This window comes from Streptomyces toxytricini, assembly GCF_014649915.1.
Lineage (GTDB): Bacteria > Actinomycetota > Actinomycetes > Streptomycetales > Streptomycetaceae > Streptomyces > Streptomyces toxytricini.
The window spans coordinates 140651-157587 of record NZ_BMTY01000020.1; the positions used below are offsets into that span (position 1 = coordinate 140651).

Consider the following 16937-nt stretch of genomic DNA (forward strand, 5'->3'; position numbering starts at 1 on the left):
CCATGTCCAAGACCCTGATCCGCGGTGCGAAGGTCCTCGGCGGCGAGGCACAGGACGTCCTCATCGACGGGGAGACCATCTCCGAGGTCGGCACCGGGCTCTCCGCCGACGGCGCGACCGTCGTCGAGGCCGCCGGCCAGGTCCTCCTCCCCGGCCTCGTCGACCTCCACACCCACCTGCGCGAGCCCGGCCGCGAGGACTCCGAGACCGTCCTGACCGGCACCCGCGCCGCCGCCTCCGGCGGCTACACCGCCGTCTTCGCCATGGCGAACACCTTCCCCGTCGCCGACACCGCCGGCGTCGTCGAGCAGGTCTACCGCCTCGGCAAGGAGTCCGGCTACTGCGACGTGCAGCCCATCGGCGCCGTCACCATCGGCCTGGAGGGCAAGAAGCTCTCCGAGCTCGGCGCCATGCACGAGTCCGCCGCCCGCGTCACCGTCTTCTCCGACGACGGCAAGTGCGTCGACGACGCCGTGATCATGCGCCGCGCCCTGGAGTACGTGAAGGCCTTCGGCGGCGTCATCGCCCAGCACGCCCAGGAGCCCCGCCTCACCGAGGGCGCCCAGATGAACGAGGGCATCGTCTCCGCCGAGCTGGGCCTCGGCGGCTGGCCCGCCGTCGCCGAGGAGTCGATCATCGCCCGCGACGTCCTCCTCGCCGAGCACGTCGGCTCGCGCGTCCACATCTGCCACCTCTCCACCGCCGGCAGCGTCGAGATCGTCCGCTGGGCCAAGTCCCGCGGCATCGACGTCACCGCCGAGGTCACCCCGCACCACCTCCTCCTCACCGACGAGCTGGTCCGCTCCTACAACCCCGTGTACAAGGTCAACCCGCCGCTGCGCACCGAGCGCGACGTCATGGCCCTGCGCGAGGCGCTCGCCGACGGCACGATCGACATCGTCGCCACCGACCACGCCCCGCACCCGCACGAGGACAAGGACTGCGAGTGGGCCGCCGCAGCCATGGGCATGGTCGGCCTGGAGACCGCCCTGTCCGTCGTCCAGCAGACGATGGTCGAGACCGGCCTCCTCGACTGGGCCGGCGTCGCCGAGCGCATGTCCTTCGCGCCCGCCCGCATCGGCGGCCTGTCCCACCTCCACGGACGCCCCGTCTCGGCAGGTGAACCCGCGAACCTCACCCTGGTCGACACCTCGTACCGTGGTGTCGTGGACCCCGCAGGTTTCGCCTCCCGCAGCCGCAACACCCCCTACGAGGGCCGCGAGCTGCCGGGCCGCGTCACCCACACCTTCCTGCGGGGCCGGACAACGGTCGTGGACGGGAAGCTCGCGTGACACCTGCAGTGATCCAACTGGCCGCCGAGGCCGCCGAACGCAAGTCGGCGGAGGTGACGGACTGGGGCGCCCGCATCGCGTGGGTCATCGGTCTGCTCGTCTTCATCGCCTTCGTCTACTGGCTGATGCGGCAGGGCTGGAAATGGCGCGGCGCCCTGCAGAGCGATCTGCCGGAACTGCCCGCCGCCCCCGAAGGACTCCCCGACCACCGGCTGGCGCTCACCGGCCGCTACCACGGGTCGACCACCGCCGGACAGTGGCTCGACCGGATCGTCGCCCACGGGCTGGGCGTGCGCAGCCGGGTGGAGCTCACCCTCACCGACGCGGGCCTCGAAGTGGTCCGTCCGGGTGCAGGCGACTTCTTCGTACCCGCCGCGCAGCTGCGCGGCGCCCGCCTCGACAAGGGAATCGCGGGCAAGGTACTCACCGAGGGCGGTCTGCTCGTCGTGACCTGGGAGCACGGCGACACGCTGATCGACTCCGGATTCCGCTCCGACCGGGCGGCCGAGCACGCCGCCTGGGTCGAGGCCATCACCTCCATGAACCACACCACCACGACGGAAGGCGCCGAACGATGACGACCTCCACCAGGGGAGCAGCCAAAGCTCCCGCCGTACTCGTCCTGGAGGACGGCCGCATCTTCCGCGGCCGCGCCTACGGCGCAGTGGGGGAGACCTTCGGCGAGGCCGTGTTCTCCACCGGCATGACCGGCTACCAGGAGACCCTCACCGACCCGTCGTACCACCGGCAGGTCGTCGTGATGACCGCCCCGCACGTCGGCAACACCGGCGTCAACGACGAGGACCCCGAGTCCGCCCGCATCTGGGTCGCCGGCTACGTCGTCCGCGACCCCGCCCGCGTCCCCTCCAACTGGCGCGCCAAGCGCTCGCTCGACGAGGAGCTCGCCGCGCAGGGCGTCGTCGGCATCAGCGGCGTCGACACCCGCGCCCTCACCCGCCACCTGCGCGAGCGCGGCGCCATGCGCGTCGGCATCTTCTCCGGCGCCGCCGCCGAGGGCGTCCACGACGAGGCCCTGGTCGCCCGCGTCCAGGAAGCCCCGCAGATGAAGGGCGCGAACCTCTCCGCCGAGGTCGCCACCAAGGAGCCCTACGTCGTCCCCGCCGTCGGCGAGAAGCGGTTCACCGTCGCCGCCGTCGACCTCGGCATCAAGGGCATGACCCCGCACCGCATGGCCGAGCGCGGCATCGAGGTGCACGTCCTGCCCGCCACCGCCACCGTCGAGGACGTCTACGCGGTCTCCCCGGACGGCGTCTTCTTCTCCAACGGCCCCGGCGACCCGGCCACCGCCGACCACGCCGTCTCCGTCATGCAGGGCGTCCTGGAGCGCAAGACGCCGCTCTTCGGCATCTGCTTCGGCAACCAGATCCTCGGCCGCGCGCTCGGCTTCGGCACCTACAAGCTGAAGTACGGCCACCGCGGCATCAACCAGCCGGTCCAGGACCGCACCACCGGCAAGGTCGAGGTCACCGCCCACAACCACGGCTTCGCCGTCGACGCGCCCCTCGACAAGGTCTCCGAGACCCCCTACGGCCGCGCCGAGGTCTCCCACGTCTGCCTGAACGACAACGTCGTCGAAGGCCTCCGACTGCTCGACCAGCCGGCCTTCAGCGTCCAGTACCACCCCGAGGCGGCCGCCGGCCCGCACGACGCCGCGTACCTCTTCGACCGCTTCACGTCTTTGATGGAAACCGCCCTGATGGAGGCCGAGCGTGCCTAAGCGCACCGATATCCAGTCCGTCCTGGTCATCGGCTCCGGCCCGATCGTCATCGGCCAGGCCGCCGAGTTCGACTACTCCGGTACCCAGGCCTGCCGCATCCTCAAGGCCGAGGGCCTGCGGGTCATCCTCGTCAACTCCAACCCGGCGACGATCATGACCGACCCGGAGATCGCCGACGCCACCTACGTCGAGCCGATCACCCCCGAGTTCGTCGAGAAGATCATCGCCAAGGAGCGCCCCGACGCGCTCCTGCCCACCCTCGGCGGCCAGACGGCCCTCAACACCGCCATCTCCATGCACGAGAAGGGGGTGCTGGAGAAGTACAACGTCGAGCTCATCGGCGCCAACGTCGAGGCCATCAACAAGGGCGAGGACCGCGACCTCTTCAAGGAGGTCGTCGAAGAGGTCCGCCGCAAGATCGGCCACGGCGAGTCCGCCCGCTCGGTCATCTGCCACTCCATGGACGACGTCCTCGCCGGCGTCGAGACCCTCGGCGGCTACCCCGTCGTCGTCCGCCCCTCCTTCACCATGGGCGGCGCCGGCTCCGGCTTCGCCCACGACGAGGAGGAGCTGCGCCGCATTGCCGGCCAGGGCCTCACGCTCTCCCCGACCACCGAGGTGCTCCTGGAGGAGTCCATCCTCGGCTGGAAGGAGTACGAGCTGGAGCTGATGCGCGACAAGGCCGACAACGTCGTGGTCGTCTGCTCCATCGAGAACTTCGACCCGATGGGCGTCCACACCGGCGACTCCATCACCGTCGCCCCCGCGATGACCCTCACCGACCGCGAGTACCAGCGCCTGCGCGACATCGGCATCGCGATCATCCGCGAGGTCGGCGTCGACACCGGCGGCTGCAACATCCAGTTCGCGGTCAACCCCGTCGACGGCCGGATCATCGTCATCGAGATGAACCCGCGCGTCTCCCGGTCCTCGGCCCTCGCCTCCAAGGCCACCGGCTTCCCGATCGCCAAGATCGCCGCCAAGCTGGCCGTCGGCTACACCCTGGACGAGATCCCCAACGACATCACCGAGAAGACGCCGGCCTCCTTCGAGCCGACCCTCGACTACGTCGTCGTCAAGGCCCCCCGCTTCGCCTTCGAGAAGTTCCCGGCCGCCGACGCCACCCTCACCACCACCATGAAGTCCGTCGGCGAGGCCATGGCCATCGGCCGCAATTTCACCGAGGCCCTCCAGAAGGCCCTGCGCTCCCTGGAGAAGAAGGGCAGCCAGTTCGCCTTCACCGGCGAGCCCGGCAACAAGGACGAGCTGCTGCGCCTCGCCGTCCGCCCCACCGACGGCCGCATCAACACCGTCATGCAGGCCATCCGCGCCGGCGCCACCCAGGAGGAGGTGTTCGACGCCACCAAGATCGACCCGTGGTTCGTCGACCAGCTCTTCCTGATCAAGGAGATCGCCGACGAGCTCGCCGCGGCCGAGAAGCTGGAGCCCGAGCTCCTCGCCGAGGCCAAGCGGCACGGCTTCTCCGACGCCCAGATCGCCGAGATCCGCGGCCTGCGCGAGGACGTCGTCCGCGAGGTCCGGCACGCCCTGGGCGTCCGCCCGGTCTACAAGACGGTCGACACCTGCGCCGCCGAGTTCGCCGCGAAGACCCCGTACTTCTACTCCTCCTACGACGAGGAGTCCGAGGTCGCCCCCCGCGAGAAGCCCGCGGTGATCATCCTGGGCTCCGGCCCGAACCGCATCGGCCAGGGCATCGAGTTCGACTACTCCTGCGTCCACGCCTCCTTCGCCCTCAGCGACGCCGGCTACGAGACCGTGATGGTCAACTGCAACCCGGAGACCGTCTCCACCGACTACGACACCTCCGACCGCCTGTACTTCGAGCCGCTGACGCTCGAAGACGTGCTGGAGATCGTCCACGCCGAGTCCCTCGCCGGCCCCGTCGCCGGCGTCGTCGTCCAGCTCGGCGGCCAGACCCCGCTCGGCCTCTCCCAGGCCCTGAAGGACAACGGCGTGCCCGTCGTCGGCACCTCCCCGGAGGCCATCCACGCCGCCGAGGACCGCGGCGCCTTCGGCCGGGTGCTCGCCGAGGCCGGCCTGCCGGCCCCCAAGCACGGCACCGCCACCACCTTCGCCGGAGCCAAGGCCATCGCCGACGAGATCGGCTACCCCGTCCTCGTCCGCCCGTCCTACGTGCTCGGCGGCCGCGGCATGGAGATCGTCTACGACGAGGCGCGCCTGGAGGCGTACATCGCCGAGTCCACCGAGATCTCCCCGACCCGCCCCGTGCTGGTCGACCGCTTCCTCGACGACGCCATCGAGATCGACGTCGACGCCCTCTACGACGGCGAGGAGCTCTACCTCGGCGGCGTCATGGAGCACATCGAGGAAGCCGGCATCCACTCCGGCGACTCGGCCTGCGCCCTGCCCCCGATCACCCTCGGCGGCTTCGACATCAAGCGCCTGCGCGCCTCCACCGAGGCCATCGCCAAGGGCGTCGGCGTCCGCGGCCTGATCAACATCCAGTTCGCCATGGCCGGGGACATCCTCTACGTCCTGGAGGCCAACCCGCGCGCCTCCCGCACCGTCCCCTTCACCTCGAAGGCCACCGCCGTCCCGCTCGCGAAGGCCGCCGCCCGCATCTCGCTCGGCGCGACCATCGCCGAGCTGCGCGCCGAGGGCCTGCTGCCGAAGACCGGCGACGGCGGCACCCTGCCGCTCGACGCGCCGATCTCGGTCAAGGAGGCCGTGATGCCGTGGTCGCGCTTCCGCGACATCCACGGCCGCGGCGTCGACACGGTCCTCGGCCCGGAGATGCGCTCCACCGGCGAGGTCATGGGCATCGACTCGGTCTTCGGCACGGCGTACGCCAAGTCGCAGGCCGGCGCCTACGGCCCGCTGCCCACCAAGGGCCGCGCGTTCATCTCCGTCGCCAACCGCGACAAGCGCTCGATGATCTTCCCGGCGCGCGAGCTCGTCGCCCACGGCTTCGAGCTGCTCGCCACCTCCGGCACCGCCGAGGTCCTGCGCCGCAACGGCATCAACGCCACCGTCGTGCGCAAGCTCAGCGAAGGCGAGGGCCCCGGCGGCGAGAAGACCATCGTCCAGCTCATCCACGACGGCCAGGTCGACCTGATCGTCAACACCCCGTACGGCACCGGCGGCCGCCTCGACGGCTACGAGATCCGCACCGCCGCCGTCGCCCGCGGCGTCCCGTGCCTGACCACGGTCCAGGCGCTCGCCGCGGCCGTGCAGGGCATCGAGGCGCTCGGACACGGCGAGGTCGGCGTCCGCTCCCTCCAGGAGCATGCCGAGCACCTGACCGCGGCCCGCGACTAGCAGCCCGTCCGGACGAGGGGGACACCACGAGCGCGACTGCGCGGCGGTGTCCCCCTCTCCATGAGCGCACAAGGGAACTCCCGAAGCATGTACAAGCTCTTCTTCAACCTGGTCTTCAAGCGGATGGACCCCGAGGCCGCCCACCACATGGCCTTCCGCTGGATCCGCCTCGCCGCCCGCACCCCGGTCGTGCGGACCTTCGCCGCGGCCGCCCTGGCCCCCCGCCACAAGGAGCTGCGCACCGAGGCCCTCGGCCTGCGCATGCACGGCCCCTTCGGCCTCGCGGCCGGCTTCGACAAGAACGCCGTCGCCATCGACGGCATGTCCATGCTCGGCTTCGACCACGTCGAGATCGGCACCGTCACGGCCCAGGCCCAGCCCGGCAACCCCAGGAAGCGGCTCTTCCGTCTCGTCCCGGACCGCGCGCTGATCAACCGCATGGGCTTCAACAACGACGGCTCCGAGGCCGTGGCGGCCCGCCTGGCGGCCCGCAAGGCGGTCTTCAAGACCGTCGTCGGCGTCAACATCGGCAAGACCAAGGTCGTGCCCGAGGAGGAGGCCGTCGCGGACTACGTCGCCTCGACCGAGCGCCTCGCCCGGCACGCCGACTACCTCGTCGTCAACGTCTCCTCCCCGAACACGCCCGGCCTGCGCAACCTCCAGGCCACCGAGTCCCTGCGCCCCCTGCTCGCCGCCGTCCGCGAGGCCGCCGACCGCAGCGTCCCCGACCGCCGCGTCCCGCTGCTGGTGAAGATCGCGCCCGACCTCGCCGACGAGGACGTGGACGCCGTCGCCGACCTCGCACTGGAGCTCGGCCTCGACGGCATCATCGCCACCAACACCACCATCGCCCGCGACGGCCTCGGCCTGAAGTCCGACCCCGCCCTGGTCAAGGAGACCGGCGGCCTCTCCGGCGCCCCCGTCAAGCAGCGCTCCCTGGAGGTCCTGCGCCGCCTGTACGCCCGCGTGGGCGACCGCCTGGTCCTCGTCGGCGTCGGGGGCATCGAGAACGCCGAGGACGCCTGGCAGCGCATCCTGGCCGGCGCCACCCTCATCCAGGGCTACAGCGCGTTCATCTACGAGGGGCCGTTCTACGCCCGCGCCATCCACAAGGGCCTGGCCGCCCGCCTCGCCGCCAGCCCGTACGCCACCCTCGCCGAGGCCGTCGGCGCCGAGACCCGAAAGGCCGCCCAGTGACTGCCCACCCGTCGCCCGACCACCACCCCTCACCGACGCCCTCCGGGCGGCCCCTGCCGTTCGGCACCCGTCTGCGCTCCGCCATGGACGAGCGCGGCCCGCTCTGCGTCGGCATCGACCCGCACGCCTCCCTGCTGGCCTCCTGGGGCCTGGACGACGACGTCGCCGGCCTGGAGCGGTTCTCCCGCACGGTCGTCGAGGCCCTCGCGGAGACCGTCGCCGTCTTCAAGCCGCAGGCCGCCTTCTTCGAGCGCTTCGGCTCCCGCGGCGTGGCGGTCCTGGAGCGGGCCGTCGCCGACGCCCGCGCGGCCGGCGCCCTCGTGGTCATGGACGCCAAGCGCGGCGACATCGGCTCCACCATGGCCGCCTACGCCGAGACCTTCCTCCACCCGGACGCCCCGCTGTTCTCCGACGCCCTGACCGTGTCCCCGTACCTGGGCTACGGCTCCCTCGCCCCCGCCGTCGAGCTGGCCCGCACCTCCGGCGCAGGCCTGTTCGTCCTCGCCCTCACCTCCAACCCCGAGGGCGCGGAGGTCCAGAGGGCGGTCCGGGAGGACGGGCGGAGCATCGGCGCAACCATGCTGGCCCACCTGGCCGCGGAGAACGCCGGGGCATCCCCCATGGGATCCTTCGGGGCGGTCGTGGGCGCCACCCTCGGCGACCTCTCCTCCTTCGACCTGGACATCAACGGCCCGCTGCTCGCCCCCGGCATCGGTGCGCAGGGCGCGACCGCCGCCGACCTGCCGCGCGTCTTCGGCGCGGCCGTGCACAACGTCGTGCCGAACGTCTCGCGCGGCGTCCTGCGGCACGGACCGGACGCCGCCGCGCTGCGCGGGGCGGCGGAGCAGTTCGCCGAGGAGATCCGCAAGGCCGTCTCCGGCTGACCCGTACGTCGTACGGTCCGACGAAATCTGACGAGAATCGAACGTCTTTCGCCGGACAAATCCGGGGCGGTTTGTCCGTGATGTACGGTTCAGTGGAGGCTGACCAGGACTTTTCGTCCGTTCTCGCTGACTGGAGCGGCCTTGGCCGCTAGTCTCCGACCAGAGTGAACGAGCAGCGAACCAGTTCCACCGCTGTTCGGGCATTCGCCTGGTGTGGCGTCCCACGGGCTCCCACCGGTCCGTATCCGACAGTTCGACATCCGAGGTGACGTAGGCGTGGCTCTTCCGCCCCTTACCCCTGAACAGCGCGCAGCCGCGCTCGAAAAGGCCGCCGCGGCTCGCCGGGAGCGGGCCGAGGTGAAGAATCGACTCAAGCACTCCGGCGCCTCGCTCCAAGAGGTCATCAAGACGGGCCAGGAGAACGACGTCATCGGCAAGATGAAGGTCTCCGCCCTGCTGGAGTCCCTGCCCGGCGTGGGCAAGGTCCGCGCCAAGCAGATCATGGAGCGCCTCGGCATCTCCGAGTCCCGGCGTGTCCGAGGTCTCGGCTCCAACCAGATCGCCTCGCTGGAGCGTGAGTTCGGCACCCCTGCCGGCTGACGTGCCGCCCGGAGTGCCTCCGGCGTTCCCAGGCAGTCCCGGGAACCTGGATAATCGCTCTATGGCAGCAGAGGTTCGTCCGCGGCTGACCGTGCTCTCCGGCCCCTCAGGGGTCGGCAAGAGCACGGTCGTCGCGCATATGCGCAACGTCCACCCCGAGGTATGGCTCTCGGTGTCGGCCACCACCCGCAAGCCGCGGCCCGGTGAGCGACACGGAGTCCACTACTTCTTCGTCGGCGACGACGAGTTCGACAAGCTGATCGCCAACGGCGAGCTGCTGGAGTGGGCCGAGTTCGCGGGCAACCGCTACGGCACCCCGCGCGGCGCGGTGGTCGAGCGCCTGGAGAACGGCGAACCCGTCCTCCTGGAGATCGACCTCCAGGGCGCCCGCCTGGTCCGCGAGTCGATGCCCGAGGCCCAGTTGGTCTTCCTGGCGCCGCCGAGCTGGGAGGAGCTGGTCCGCCGGCTCACCGGCCGGGGCACCGAGTCCGCCGAGGTCATCGAGCGCCGACTGGCGGCGGCCCGCGTCGAGCTGGCCGCCGAATCCGAGTTCGACACCACCCTGGTCAACACCTCCGTCGAGGACGTGGCGCGTGAGCTGCTAGCCTTGATGGACGTTGTGTGATCGTCGACCGGTGTGCGCACCGGTGGGCGTCTGAACTTTCATCCATCTTCGGAAGGTAGAGCGTGTCCTCTTCCATCACTGCGCCCGAGGGCATCATCAACCCGCCGATCGACGAGCTGCTCGAGGCCACGGACTCGAAGTACAGCCTCGTGATCTACGCGGCCAAGCGCGCGCGTCAGATCAACGCGTACTACTCGCAGCTCGGTGAGGGCCTGCTCGAGTACGTCGGCCCGCTGGTGGACACCCACGTCCACGAGAAGCCGCTTTCGATCGCGCTGCGCGAGATCAACGCGGGCCTGCTGACCTCCGAGGCCATCGAGGCCCCGGCCCAGTAGGGCACCGAGGAATCCTTGCACCACAGGCCCGGCAGCGCGACTGCCGGGCCTGTGGTGTGTCATAGGCACGAGTGCCGCGGCGGGGGACGCCGCGGCCGGTGACAGCAGCCGGAAGGGCGAGTGTGGTGGGCAATCCGAAGGTCGTGCTCGGAGTCAGCGGCGGCATCGCCGCCTACAAGGCGTGCGAGCTGCTGCGGCGGCTGACCGAGTCCGGGCACGACGTGCGCGTGGTGCCCACCGCCTCGGCCCTGAACTTCGTGGGCGAGGCAACCTGGGCCGCCCTCTCCGGGCACCCGGCGGGCACCGAGGTGTGGGAGACCGTCCACGAGGTCCCCCATGTGCGCATCGGCCAGGCCGCCGACCTCGTCGTGGTCGCCCCCGCCACCGCCGACATGCTGGCCAAGGCCGCCCACGGCCTCGCCGACGACCTGCTCACCAACACCCTCCTGACCGCGCGCTGCCCCGTCGTCTTCGCCCCCGCCATGCACACCGAGATGTGGGAGCACCCGGCGACCCGGGAGAACGTCGCCACCCTGCGCCGCCGCGGCGCCGTCGTCATCGAGCCCGCCGTCGGCCGCCTGACCGGCAAGGACACCGGCAAGGGCCGGCTGCCCGACCCGGAGGAGATCTTCGAGGTCTGCCGGGCCGTCCTCGCCCGCGGCACCGGCGATGCCGACCTGGCCGGGCGCCACGTCGTGATCAGCGCCGGCGGAACCCGTGAGCCCCTCGACCCCGTCCGCTTCCTCGGCAACCGCTCCTCCGGCAAGCAGGGCTACGCCCTGGCCCGCACCGCCGTCGCGCGCGGCGCCCGGGTGACGCTCGTCGCCGCGAACACGGCGCTGCCGGACCCGGCCGGGGCGGACGTCGTCCGCGTCGGGACCGCCGTCCAGCTGCGCGAGGCGGTCCTGAAGGCGGCGGCCGACGCCGACGCCGTGGTCATGGCCGCGGCCGTGGCCGACTTCCGGCCGGCCGAGTACGCCACCGGCAAGATCAAGAAGCAGGAGGGGCGGGATCCGGCCCCGGTCGCGCTGGTGCGCAACCCCGACGTCCTCGCCGAGGTCTCCGCCGACCGTGCGCGCGAGGGACAGGTGGTCGTCGGCTTCGCCGCCGAGACCGACGACGTCCTCGCCAACGGGCGCGCCAAGCTCCGCCGCAAGGGCTGCGACCTCCTCGTCGTCAACGAGGTCGGCGAGGACAAGACCTTCGGATCGGAGGAGAACGAGGCGGTCATTCTCGCCTCCGACGGAGCCGAACAGGCGGTCCCCTACGGTCCGAAGGAAGCCCTGGCGGACGTCGTGTGGGACCAGGTGGCCGCGCGACTCGCCTGAAACACGCCGCCCGACCCCTGCCCGGACCGTGCTCCGGAAGGGGGTGTCGCAGGTCACACGGCTCCCAGAAGGCGAGACGGGTGGTCCTGCGACCGGTGGCGACGGATAAACTGCATTCGGAACGCGTCCGGGCGCAGCCCCCGGTATCGTTCCGCCAAACGATCAGCCAGCAGCCGCTGCAACCCCAGGGAGCGATGTGTCCCGCCGCCTGTTCACCTCGGAGTCCGTCACCGAGGGCCACCCCGACAAGATCGCTGACCAGATCAGCGACACGATCCTCGACGCGCTCCTCACCGAGGACCCGACCTCGCGCGTGGCCGTGGAGACGCTCATCACGACCGGTCTCGTCCACATCGCCGGCGAGGTGACGACGAAGGCGTACGCGCCGATCGCGCAGCTCGTCCGCGACAAGATCCTCGAGATCGGCTACGACTCCTCGAAGAAGGGCTTCGACGGCGCCTCCTGCGGCGTGTCGGTGTCCATCGGCGCGCAGTCGCCGGACATCGCGCAGGGCGTCGACACCGCCTACGAGAAGCGCGTCGAGGGCGACGAGGACGAGCTCGACAAGCAGGGCGCCGGCGACCAGGGCCTGATGTTCGGCTACGCGTGCGACGAGACGCCCGAGCTCATGCCGCTGCCGATCCACCTCGCGCACCGGCTCTCCCGCCGCCTGTCCGAGGTCCGCAAGAACGGGACCATCCCCTACCTGCGCCCCGACGGCAAGACCCAGGTCACCATCGAGTACGACGGCGACAAGGCCGTCCGCCTCGACACGGTCGTCGTCTCCTCGCAGCACGCCTCCGACATCGACCTCGACTCGCTGCTCGCGCCCGACATCCGCGAGTTCGTCGTCGAGCACGTCCTGAAGGAGCTCGTCGAGGACGGCATCAAGCTCGACACCGACGGCTACCGCCTCCTGGTGAACCCGACCGGCCGCTTCGAGATCGGCGGCCCGATGGGTGACGCCGGCCTCACCGGCCGCAAGATCATCATCGACACGTACGGCGGCATGGCCCGCCACGGCGGCGGCGCCTTCTCCGGCAAGGACCCGTCGAAGGTCGACCGCTCCGCCGCCTACGCGATGCGCTGGGTCGCCAAGAACGTCGTCGCGGCGGGCCTCGCCTCCCGCTGCGAGGTCCAGGTCGCGTACGCGATCGGCAAGGCCGAGCCGGTCGGCCTGTTCGTCGAGACCTTCGGCACCGCCAAGATCGAGACCGCGAAGATCGAGGACGCGATCGCCGAGGTGTTCGACCTCCGCCCGGCCGCGATCATCCGCGACCTCGACCTGCTGCGCCCGATCTACGCCCAGACCGCCGCCTACGGCCACTTCGGCCGCGAGCTGCCGGACTTCACCTGGGAGCGCACCGACCGCGTCGACGCCCTGCGCGCCGCCGCCGGCCTGTAGGACGGCTCCACACCCGACGGGAGGGCCCCGGACCGAGGTCCGGGGCCCTCCCGCGTCCCCGCCCCGGGCGGCGGGGCCCGGCGGGCATCCGCCACTGTCGGCGCGCTTTGGTAAGAATGCGGTGTGAGCAGCGAGAACGAGTCCCGTCAGCGGCCCGGGGGCGGCAGTCCCGGCGGGCCGCCCGAGCAGCTCGCCCTCATCCGGGAGATGGTCGCCGAGGCGAAGGCCAAGGCACCCAAGGCGAAACCGCGCACCTGGCGGGGCGCCGCCCTCGCCGAGGACCTCCCCGTCGCCCGCGTCCTCGTCAACAAGGGCGTCCTCCACCTCGACCAGCTGTGGGACTACGCCGTCCCCGAGGAGCTCTCCGAGGCGGCCCGGCCGGGCGTCCGCGTCCGCGTCCGCTTCGGCGCGGGCTCCCACCACGTCCACGGCGGCCGGCGCGAGGGCGGCCGCCTCATCGACGGGTTCATCGTCGAGCGCCGCGCCGACACCGACTACCACGGCGCCCTCGCCGCCCTCGCCCACGTCGTCTCGCCCGAGGTCGTCCTCACCCCCGAGATGCTCGCCCTGGCCCGCGCCGTCGCCGACCGCTACGCCGGCAGCCTCGCCGACGTCCTCCAGCTAGCCCTGCCCCCGCGCAGCGCCCGCGCCGAGGCGAAGCCCTCCCCGGCGCCGCTGCCCCCGCCCGCCGTCCCGGACCCCGGCGGCTGGAGCCGCTACGCCGCCGGACCGGCCTTCCTGCGCTCCCTCGCCGCCGGCGGCTCCCCCCGCGCCGTCTGGACCGCCCTCCCCGGCCCCGGCTGGGCCGACGAACTCGCCCGCGCCCTCGCCGCCACCCTCGCCTCCGGCCGCGGCGCCCTCGCCGTCCTGCCCGACGGGCGCACCGCCTCCCGCGTCGACGCCGCCCTCACCGCCCTCCTCGGCGAAGGCCGGCACGCCACCCTCACCGCCGAATCCGGCCCGGAGAAGCGCTACCGGCAGTGGCTCGCCGTCCACCGCGGCTCCGTCCGCGCCGTCATCGGCACACGCGCCGCCATGTTCGCCCCCGTACGAGACCTCGGACTCGTCGCCGTCTGGGACGACGGCGACTCCAGCCACAGCGACGACCGCGCCCCCTTCCCGCACGTCCGGGAAGTCCTCGAACTGCGCTCCGTCAGCGAGGGCTGCGGATTCCTCGCCGGCGGCACCGGCTGCACCGTGGAGGCCGCCCAGCTCCTCGCGTCCGGCTGGGCGCGGCCCCTGGCAGCCGACCGCGAGACCGTCCGCGCCTGCGCCCCCCGCATCCGCACCGTCGGCGACGAACTCCTCGCCCGCGACGAGGCCGCCCGCGCCGCACGCCTGCCCAGCCTCGCCTGGGAGACCGTCCGCGACGGCCTGAAGAGCGGGCCCGTCCTCGTCCAGGTGCCCCGCCGCGGCTACGCCCCCCGCCTGGCCTGCGAACGCTGCCGCACCCCCGCCCGCTGCCGGGCCTGCGCCGGCCCGCTGGAGGCACCCGACACCCGCGACCTCCAGTGCGGCTGGTGCGGCCGCCCCGAAACCGCCTGGCACTGCGAGGAGTGCGGCTCCTTCCGGCTGCGCGCCCAGGTCGTCGGCGCCCGCCGCACCGCCGAGGAACTCGGCCGGGCCTTCCCCGCCGTCCCCGTCCGCACCTCCGGCCGCGACCACGTCCTCGACGAGGTCCCCGACCGGCCCGCCCTCGTAGTCTCCACCCCCGGCGCCGAACCCGTCGCCGCCGGAGCCGGGTACGCCGCCGCGCTCCTCCTCGACGGCTGGGCCATGCTGACCCGCCCCGACCTCCGCGCCGGGGAAGACGCCCTGCGCCGCTGGATCGCCGCCGCCTCCCTCGTACGGGCCGACGGGCAGGTCGTCGTCGTGGCCGAGCCGACCCTGCGCCCCGTCCAGGCCCTCGTCCGCTGGGACCCCGCCGGGCACGCCGCGCGGGAGCTCGCCGAGCGGGCCCAGCTCGGCTTCCCGCCGGTCTCCCGGATGGCGGCCGTCGCCGGCCGCGCCGAAGCCCTGGAGGCCTTCCTCGACGCCGCCGAACTGCCGCCCGACGCCGAGGTGCTGGGGCCCGTACCGCTGCCCGGGCGGCGCGGCGCGCCCTCGCCGGGGGAGCGGGTGCTGATCCGCGTCCCGCCCGGCAGCGGGGCGGCCCTGGCTGCCGCACTCAAGGCCGCGCAGGCCGCCCGCCTCGCCCGCGGAGTCGCCGCCGGCGATGCGATCCGGGTGCGGATCGACCCGCCGGACATCGGCTGAGCGGGCCCCGGGCGCAGAAAACCCCCGGCGGGACGACGGGAAAGTCGACCCACCGGGGGTGTGCACGGCCGCGGCCTGGCGGCCCGGCCGGCCGACGGGGGTCGGCGTCCCGGCGGCCGGACGGGCGGTCAGCCGTTCCGCGGCCCGGGGAACGCCGCCGGCCGGCCGCCCGCCGCGGCCTGCGACTCCTCGCGCACCGGCTGCGGCGGAACGGAGCGCGCCGCCGGGACCGTCGGCAGCGGGTTGAGGGTCCGCGTCGCCGTCCCCTCGGCCAGCGGCTCCGCCGCCTCCGCGGCCTGGGCGCGCCGGGCCCCGTACCGCCGGTGCACGGCCTGCTTGGTGACGCCGAGGGCCGAGCCGACCGCGTCCCACGAGAAGCCGAGGGAGCGGTCGAAGTCCACGGCGGCTGTCACCAGCGTTTCGACGCTGTCCCGCAGTTCCTGGGCGAGGCGGACGGTCGGCGCCGGGGCCCGGCCGTAGACGACGAAGCCCGTCGAAGGACCGGAGCGGCGCGGGCGGTACACGTTGCCGAGCTGGGCGGTGAGCGTACGCAGAGCATCCACCTGCCGGCGGACCCGCTCGATGTCCCGGACCAGGAGATGCAGGCTGGCCCGTGCTTGGGCGTCGTGGGTGGCGTGGTCGGCCATGAAGAAGCCTCTCGAACCGGTGCTGAAGAGCGGATCGGGCCGCAGACACCGTTCTGAACGCGGCCCGGTTTCGGTCAATCTCTCTTGACCAACGCGCCACCGGTCGAGGAAGTCACGCCTCGGGGGCGTGTCGGCATATGCGAGAGGCGCGCGCATGTGCGGTCCGCCCCCTGGTGGGGCTGATGGGGCCCGCGAGACGGCCGCACGGCATGCCCGGGGCAGGGCCGGCTGGGGCACGGCGGGAGGGCCCAGCGCGGGTTCGGCGTGGGCCCAGCGCGGGTTCGGCGCGGGTTCGGCGTGGGCCCTACGCAGGCTTGCGGCGCACCCGACCCATAGACTGGTGCGCTGCTGACAGCCGAGATATCGAGGTAGGACCCCAGTGAAGCTCGTCTTCGCCGGCACCCCCGAGGTCGCCGTCCCCGCCCTGGACGCCCTGATCGCCTCCGGGCGCCACGAGGTCGCCGCCGTCGTCACCCGGCCCGACGCACCCGCCGGCCGCGGCCGCCGCCTCGTCGCCAGCCCGGTCGCCGAACGCGCCGAGGAAGCCGGCATCGAGGTCCTCAAGCCGGTCCGCCCCCGCGACCCCGACTTCCAGGCCCGGCTCCGCGAGATCGCCCCCGACTGCTGCCCCGTCGTCGCCTACGGCGCCCTGCTCCCGAAGAGCGCCCTCGACATCCCCCGCCACGGCTGGGTCAACCTGCACTTCTCCCTGCTGCCCGCCTGGCGAGGCGCCGCCCCCGTCCAGCACTCCATCCTGGCCGGGGACCAGGTCACCGGCGCCTCCACCTTCCGCATCGAGGAAGGCCTCGACACCGGGCCCGTCTTCGGCGTCCTCACCGAGGAGATCCGCCCCACCGACACCAGCGGCGACCTGCTGACCCGCCTCGCCTTCGCCGGCGCCGGGCTTCTCGCCGCCACCATGGACGGCATCGAGGACGGCACGCTGCGCGCCGTCGCCCAGGCCGCCGACGGCGTCTCCCACGCCCCCAAGATCACCGTCGAGGACGCCCGCATCGACTGGTCGGCCCCCGCGCTGCGCGCCGACCGCGTCGTCCGCGGCTGCACCCCCGCCCCGGGTGCCTGGACGCTGTTCCGCGGCGAACGGCTCAAGGTCGTCTCCCTCGGGCTGCTGCCCGACCGCACCGACCTCGCGCCCGGCGAACTCGCCGCCGCCAAGAACAACGTGTACGTCGGCACCGGCTCCCACGCGGCCGAGCTCCTGTGGGTGCAGCCGCAGGGCAAGAAGCCGATGCGCGCCGCCGACTGGGCCCGCGGCGTCCGCATCGCGGCGGGCGAGCGGCTCGGTTAGCCCCTGCGGGCGCGGCCCGC

The 16937-nt window shown here is 72.8% G+C and carries 14 protein-coding genes; 13 read left to right on the forward strand and 1 reads right to left on the reverse strand.

Annotated elements, in window-relative coordinates; all coding sequences use genetic code 11:
- Positions 1–2: 2 nt before the first annotated feature.
- The 12 genes from IE170_RS24400 to IE170_RS24455 all read left to right on the forward strand — a co-directional run bounded on the left by IE170_RS24400 (position 3) and on the right by IE170_RS24455 (position 14961).
- The gene (locus IE170_RS24400) at positions 3–1292 is read left to right on the forward strand and encodes a dihydroorotase (protein ID WP_189811593.1); all 1290 of its coding nucleotides are present in this window, start codon (positions 3–5) and stop codon (positions 1290–1292) included.
- Entirely contained in the window at positions 1289–1870 is a 582-nt protein-coding gene (locus IE170_RS24405; RefSeq protein WP_189811594.1) for a PH-like domain-containing protein, read from the forward strand. Before IE170_RS24400 ends, IE170_RS24405 begins: the two co-directional genes overlap by 4 nt.
- A complete protein-coding gene (gene carA / locus IE170_RS24410) occupies positions 1867–3030 on the forward strand; it encodes a glutamine-hydrolyzing carbamoyl-phosphate synthase small subunit (protein ID WP_189811595.1) in 1164 nt (387 codons plus the stop codon). Before IE170_RS24405 ends, carA begins: the two co-directional genes overlap by 4 nt.
- On the forward strand, positions 3023–6331 hold the full coding sequence (carB, locus tag IE170_RS24415; RefSeq protein WP_189811596.1) for a carbamoyl-phosphate synthase large subunit: 3309 nt from the start codon (positions 3023–3025) through the stop codon (positions 6329–6331). Before carA ends, carB begins: the two co-directional genes overlap by 8 nt.
- Before the next feature lie 87 nt (positions 6332–6418).
- Positions 6419–7528 (forward strand): quinone-dependent dihydroorotate dehydrogenase, encoded by a 1110-nt coding sequence (locus tag IE170_RS24420; protein ID WP_189811597.1) that lies wholly within the window; start codon positions 6419–6421, stop codon positions 7526–7528.
- Positions 7525–8412, forward strand: coding sequence for an orotidine-5'-phosphate decarboxylase (gene pyrF, locus IE170_RS24425; RefSeq protein WP_373299048.1), 888 nt, complete (start codon positions 7525–7527; stop codon positions 8410–8412). The genes IE170_RS24420 and pyrF overlap by 4 nt, the downstream gene beginning before the upstream one ends.
- Before the next feature lie 276 nt (positions 8413–8688).
- Positions 8689–9012, forward strand: coding sequence for an integration host factor (locus IE170_RS24430; RefSeq protein WP_008740406.1), 324 nt, complete (start codon positions 8689–8691; stop codon positions 9010–9012).
- A 61-nt stretch (positions 9013–9073) separates the two neighbouring features.
- Positions 9074–9637 (forward strand): guanylate kinase, encoded by a 564-nt coding sequence (gmk, locus tag IE170_RS24435; RefSeq protein ID WP_189811598.1) that lies wholly within the window; start codon positions 9074–9076, stop codon positions 9635–9637.
- Positions 9638–9699: 62 nt separating this feature from the next.
- Positions 9700–9972 carry a DNA-directed RNA polymerase subunit omega gene (rpoZ, locus tag IE170_RS24440; RefSeq protein WP_004948662.1) on the forward strand — a complete coding sequence of 91 codons (273 nt, stop codon included), beginning with the start codon at positions 9700–9702 and terminating at the stop codon, positions 9970–9972.
- Between the two features lie 125 nt (positions 9973–10097).
- On the forward strand, positions 10098–11300 hold the full coding sequence (gene coaBC, locus IE170_RS24445; RefSeq protein ID WP_189811599.1) for a bifunctional phosphopantothenoylcysteine decarboxylase/phosphopantothenate--cysteine ligase CoaBC: 1203 nt from the start codon (positions 10098–10100) through the stop codon (positions 11298–11300).
- A 196-nt stretch (positions 11301–11496) separates the two neighbouring features.
- Positions 11497–12705, forward strand: a complete 1209-nt coding sequence (gene metK, locus IE170_RS24450; RefSeq protein ID WP_189811600.1) for a methionine adenosyltransferase — start codon at positions 11497–11499, stop codon at positions 12703–12705.
- 123 nt (positions 12706–12828) lie between these two features.
- Positions 12829–14961, forward strand: coding sequence for a primosomal protein N' (locus IE170_RS24455; RefSeq protein WP_189811601.1), 2133 nt, complete (start codon positions 12829–12831; stop codon positions 14959–14961).
- A gap of 128 nt (positions 14962–15089) precedes the next feature.
- On the opposite strand, the gene IE170_RS24460 is transcribed toward IE170_RS24455, so the two are convergent.
- Entirely contained in the window at positions 15090–15608 is a 519-nt protein-coding gene (locus IE170_RS24460) for a hypothetical protein (protein ID WP_189811602.1), read from the reverse strand.
- Between the two features lie 379 nt (positions 15609–15987).
- On the opposite strand from IE170_RS24460, the gene fmt reads away from it, so the two are divergent.
- Positions 15988–16917, forward strand: a complete 930-nt coding sequence (gene fmt / locus IE170_RS24465) for a methionyl-tRNA formyltransferase (protein ID WP_189811603.1) — start codon at positions 15988–15990, stop codon at positions 16915–16917.
- Positions 16918–16937: the final 20 nt, after the last annotated feature.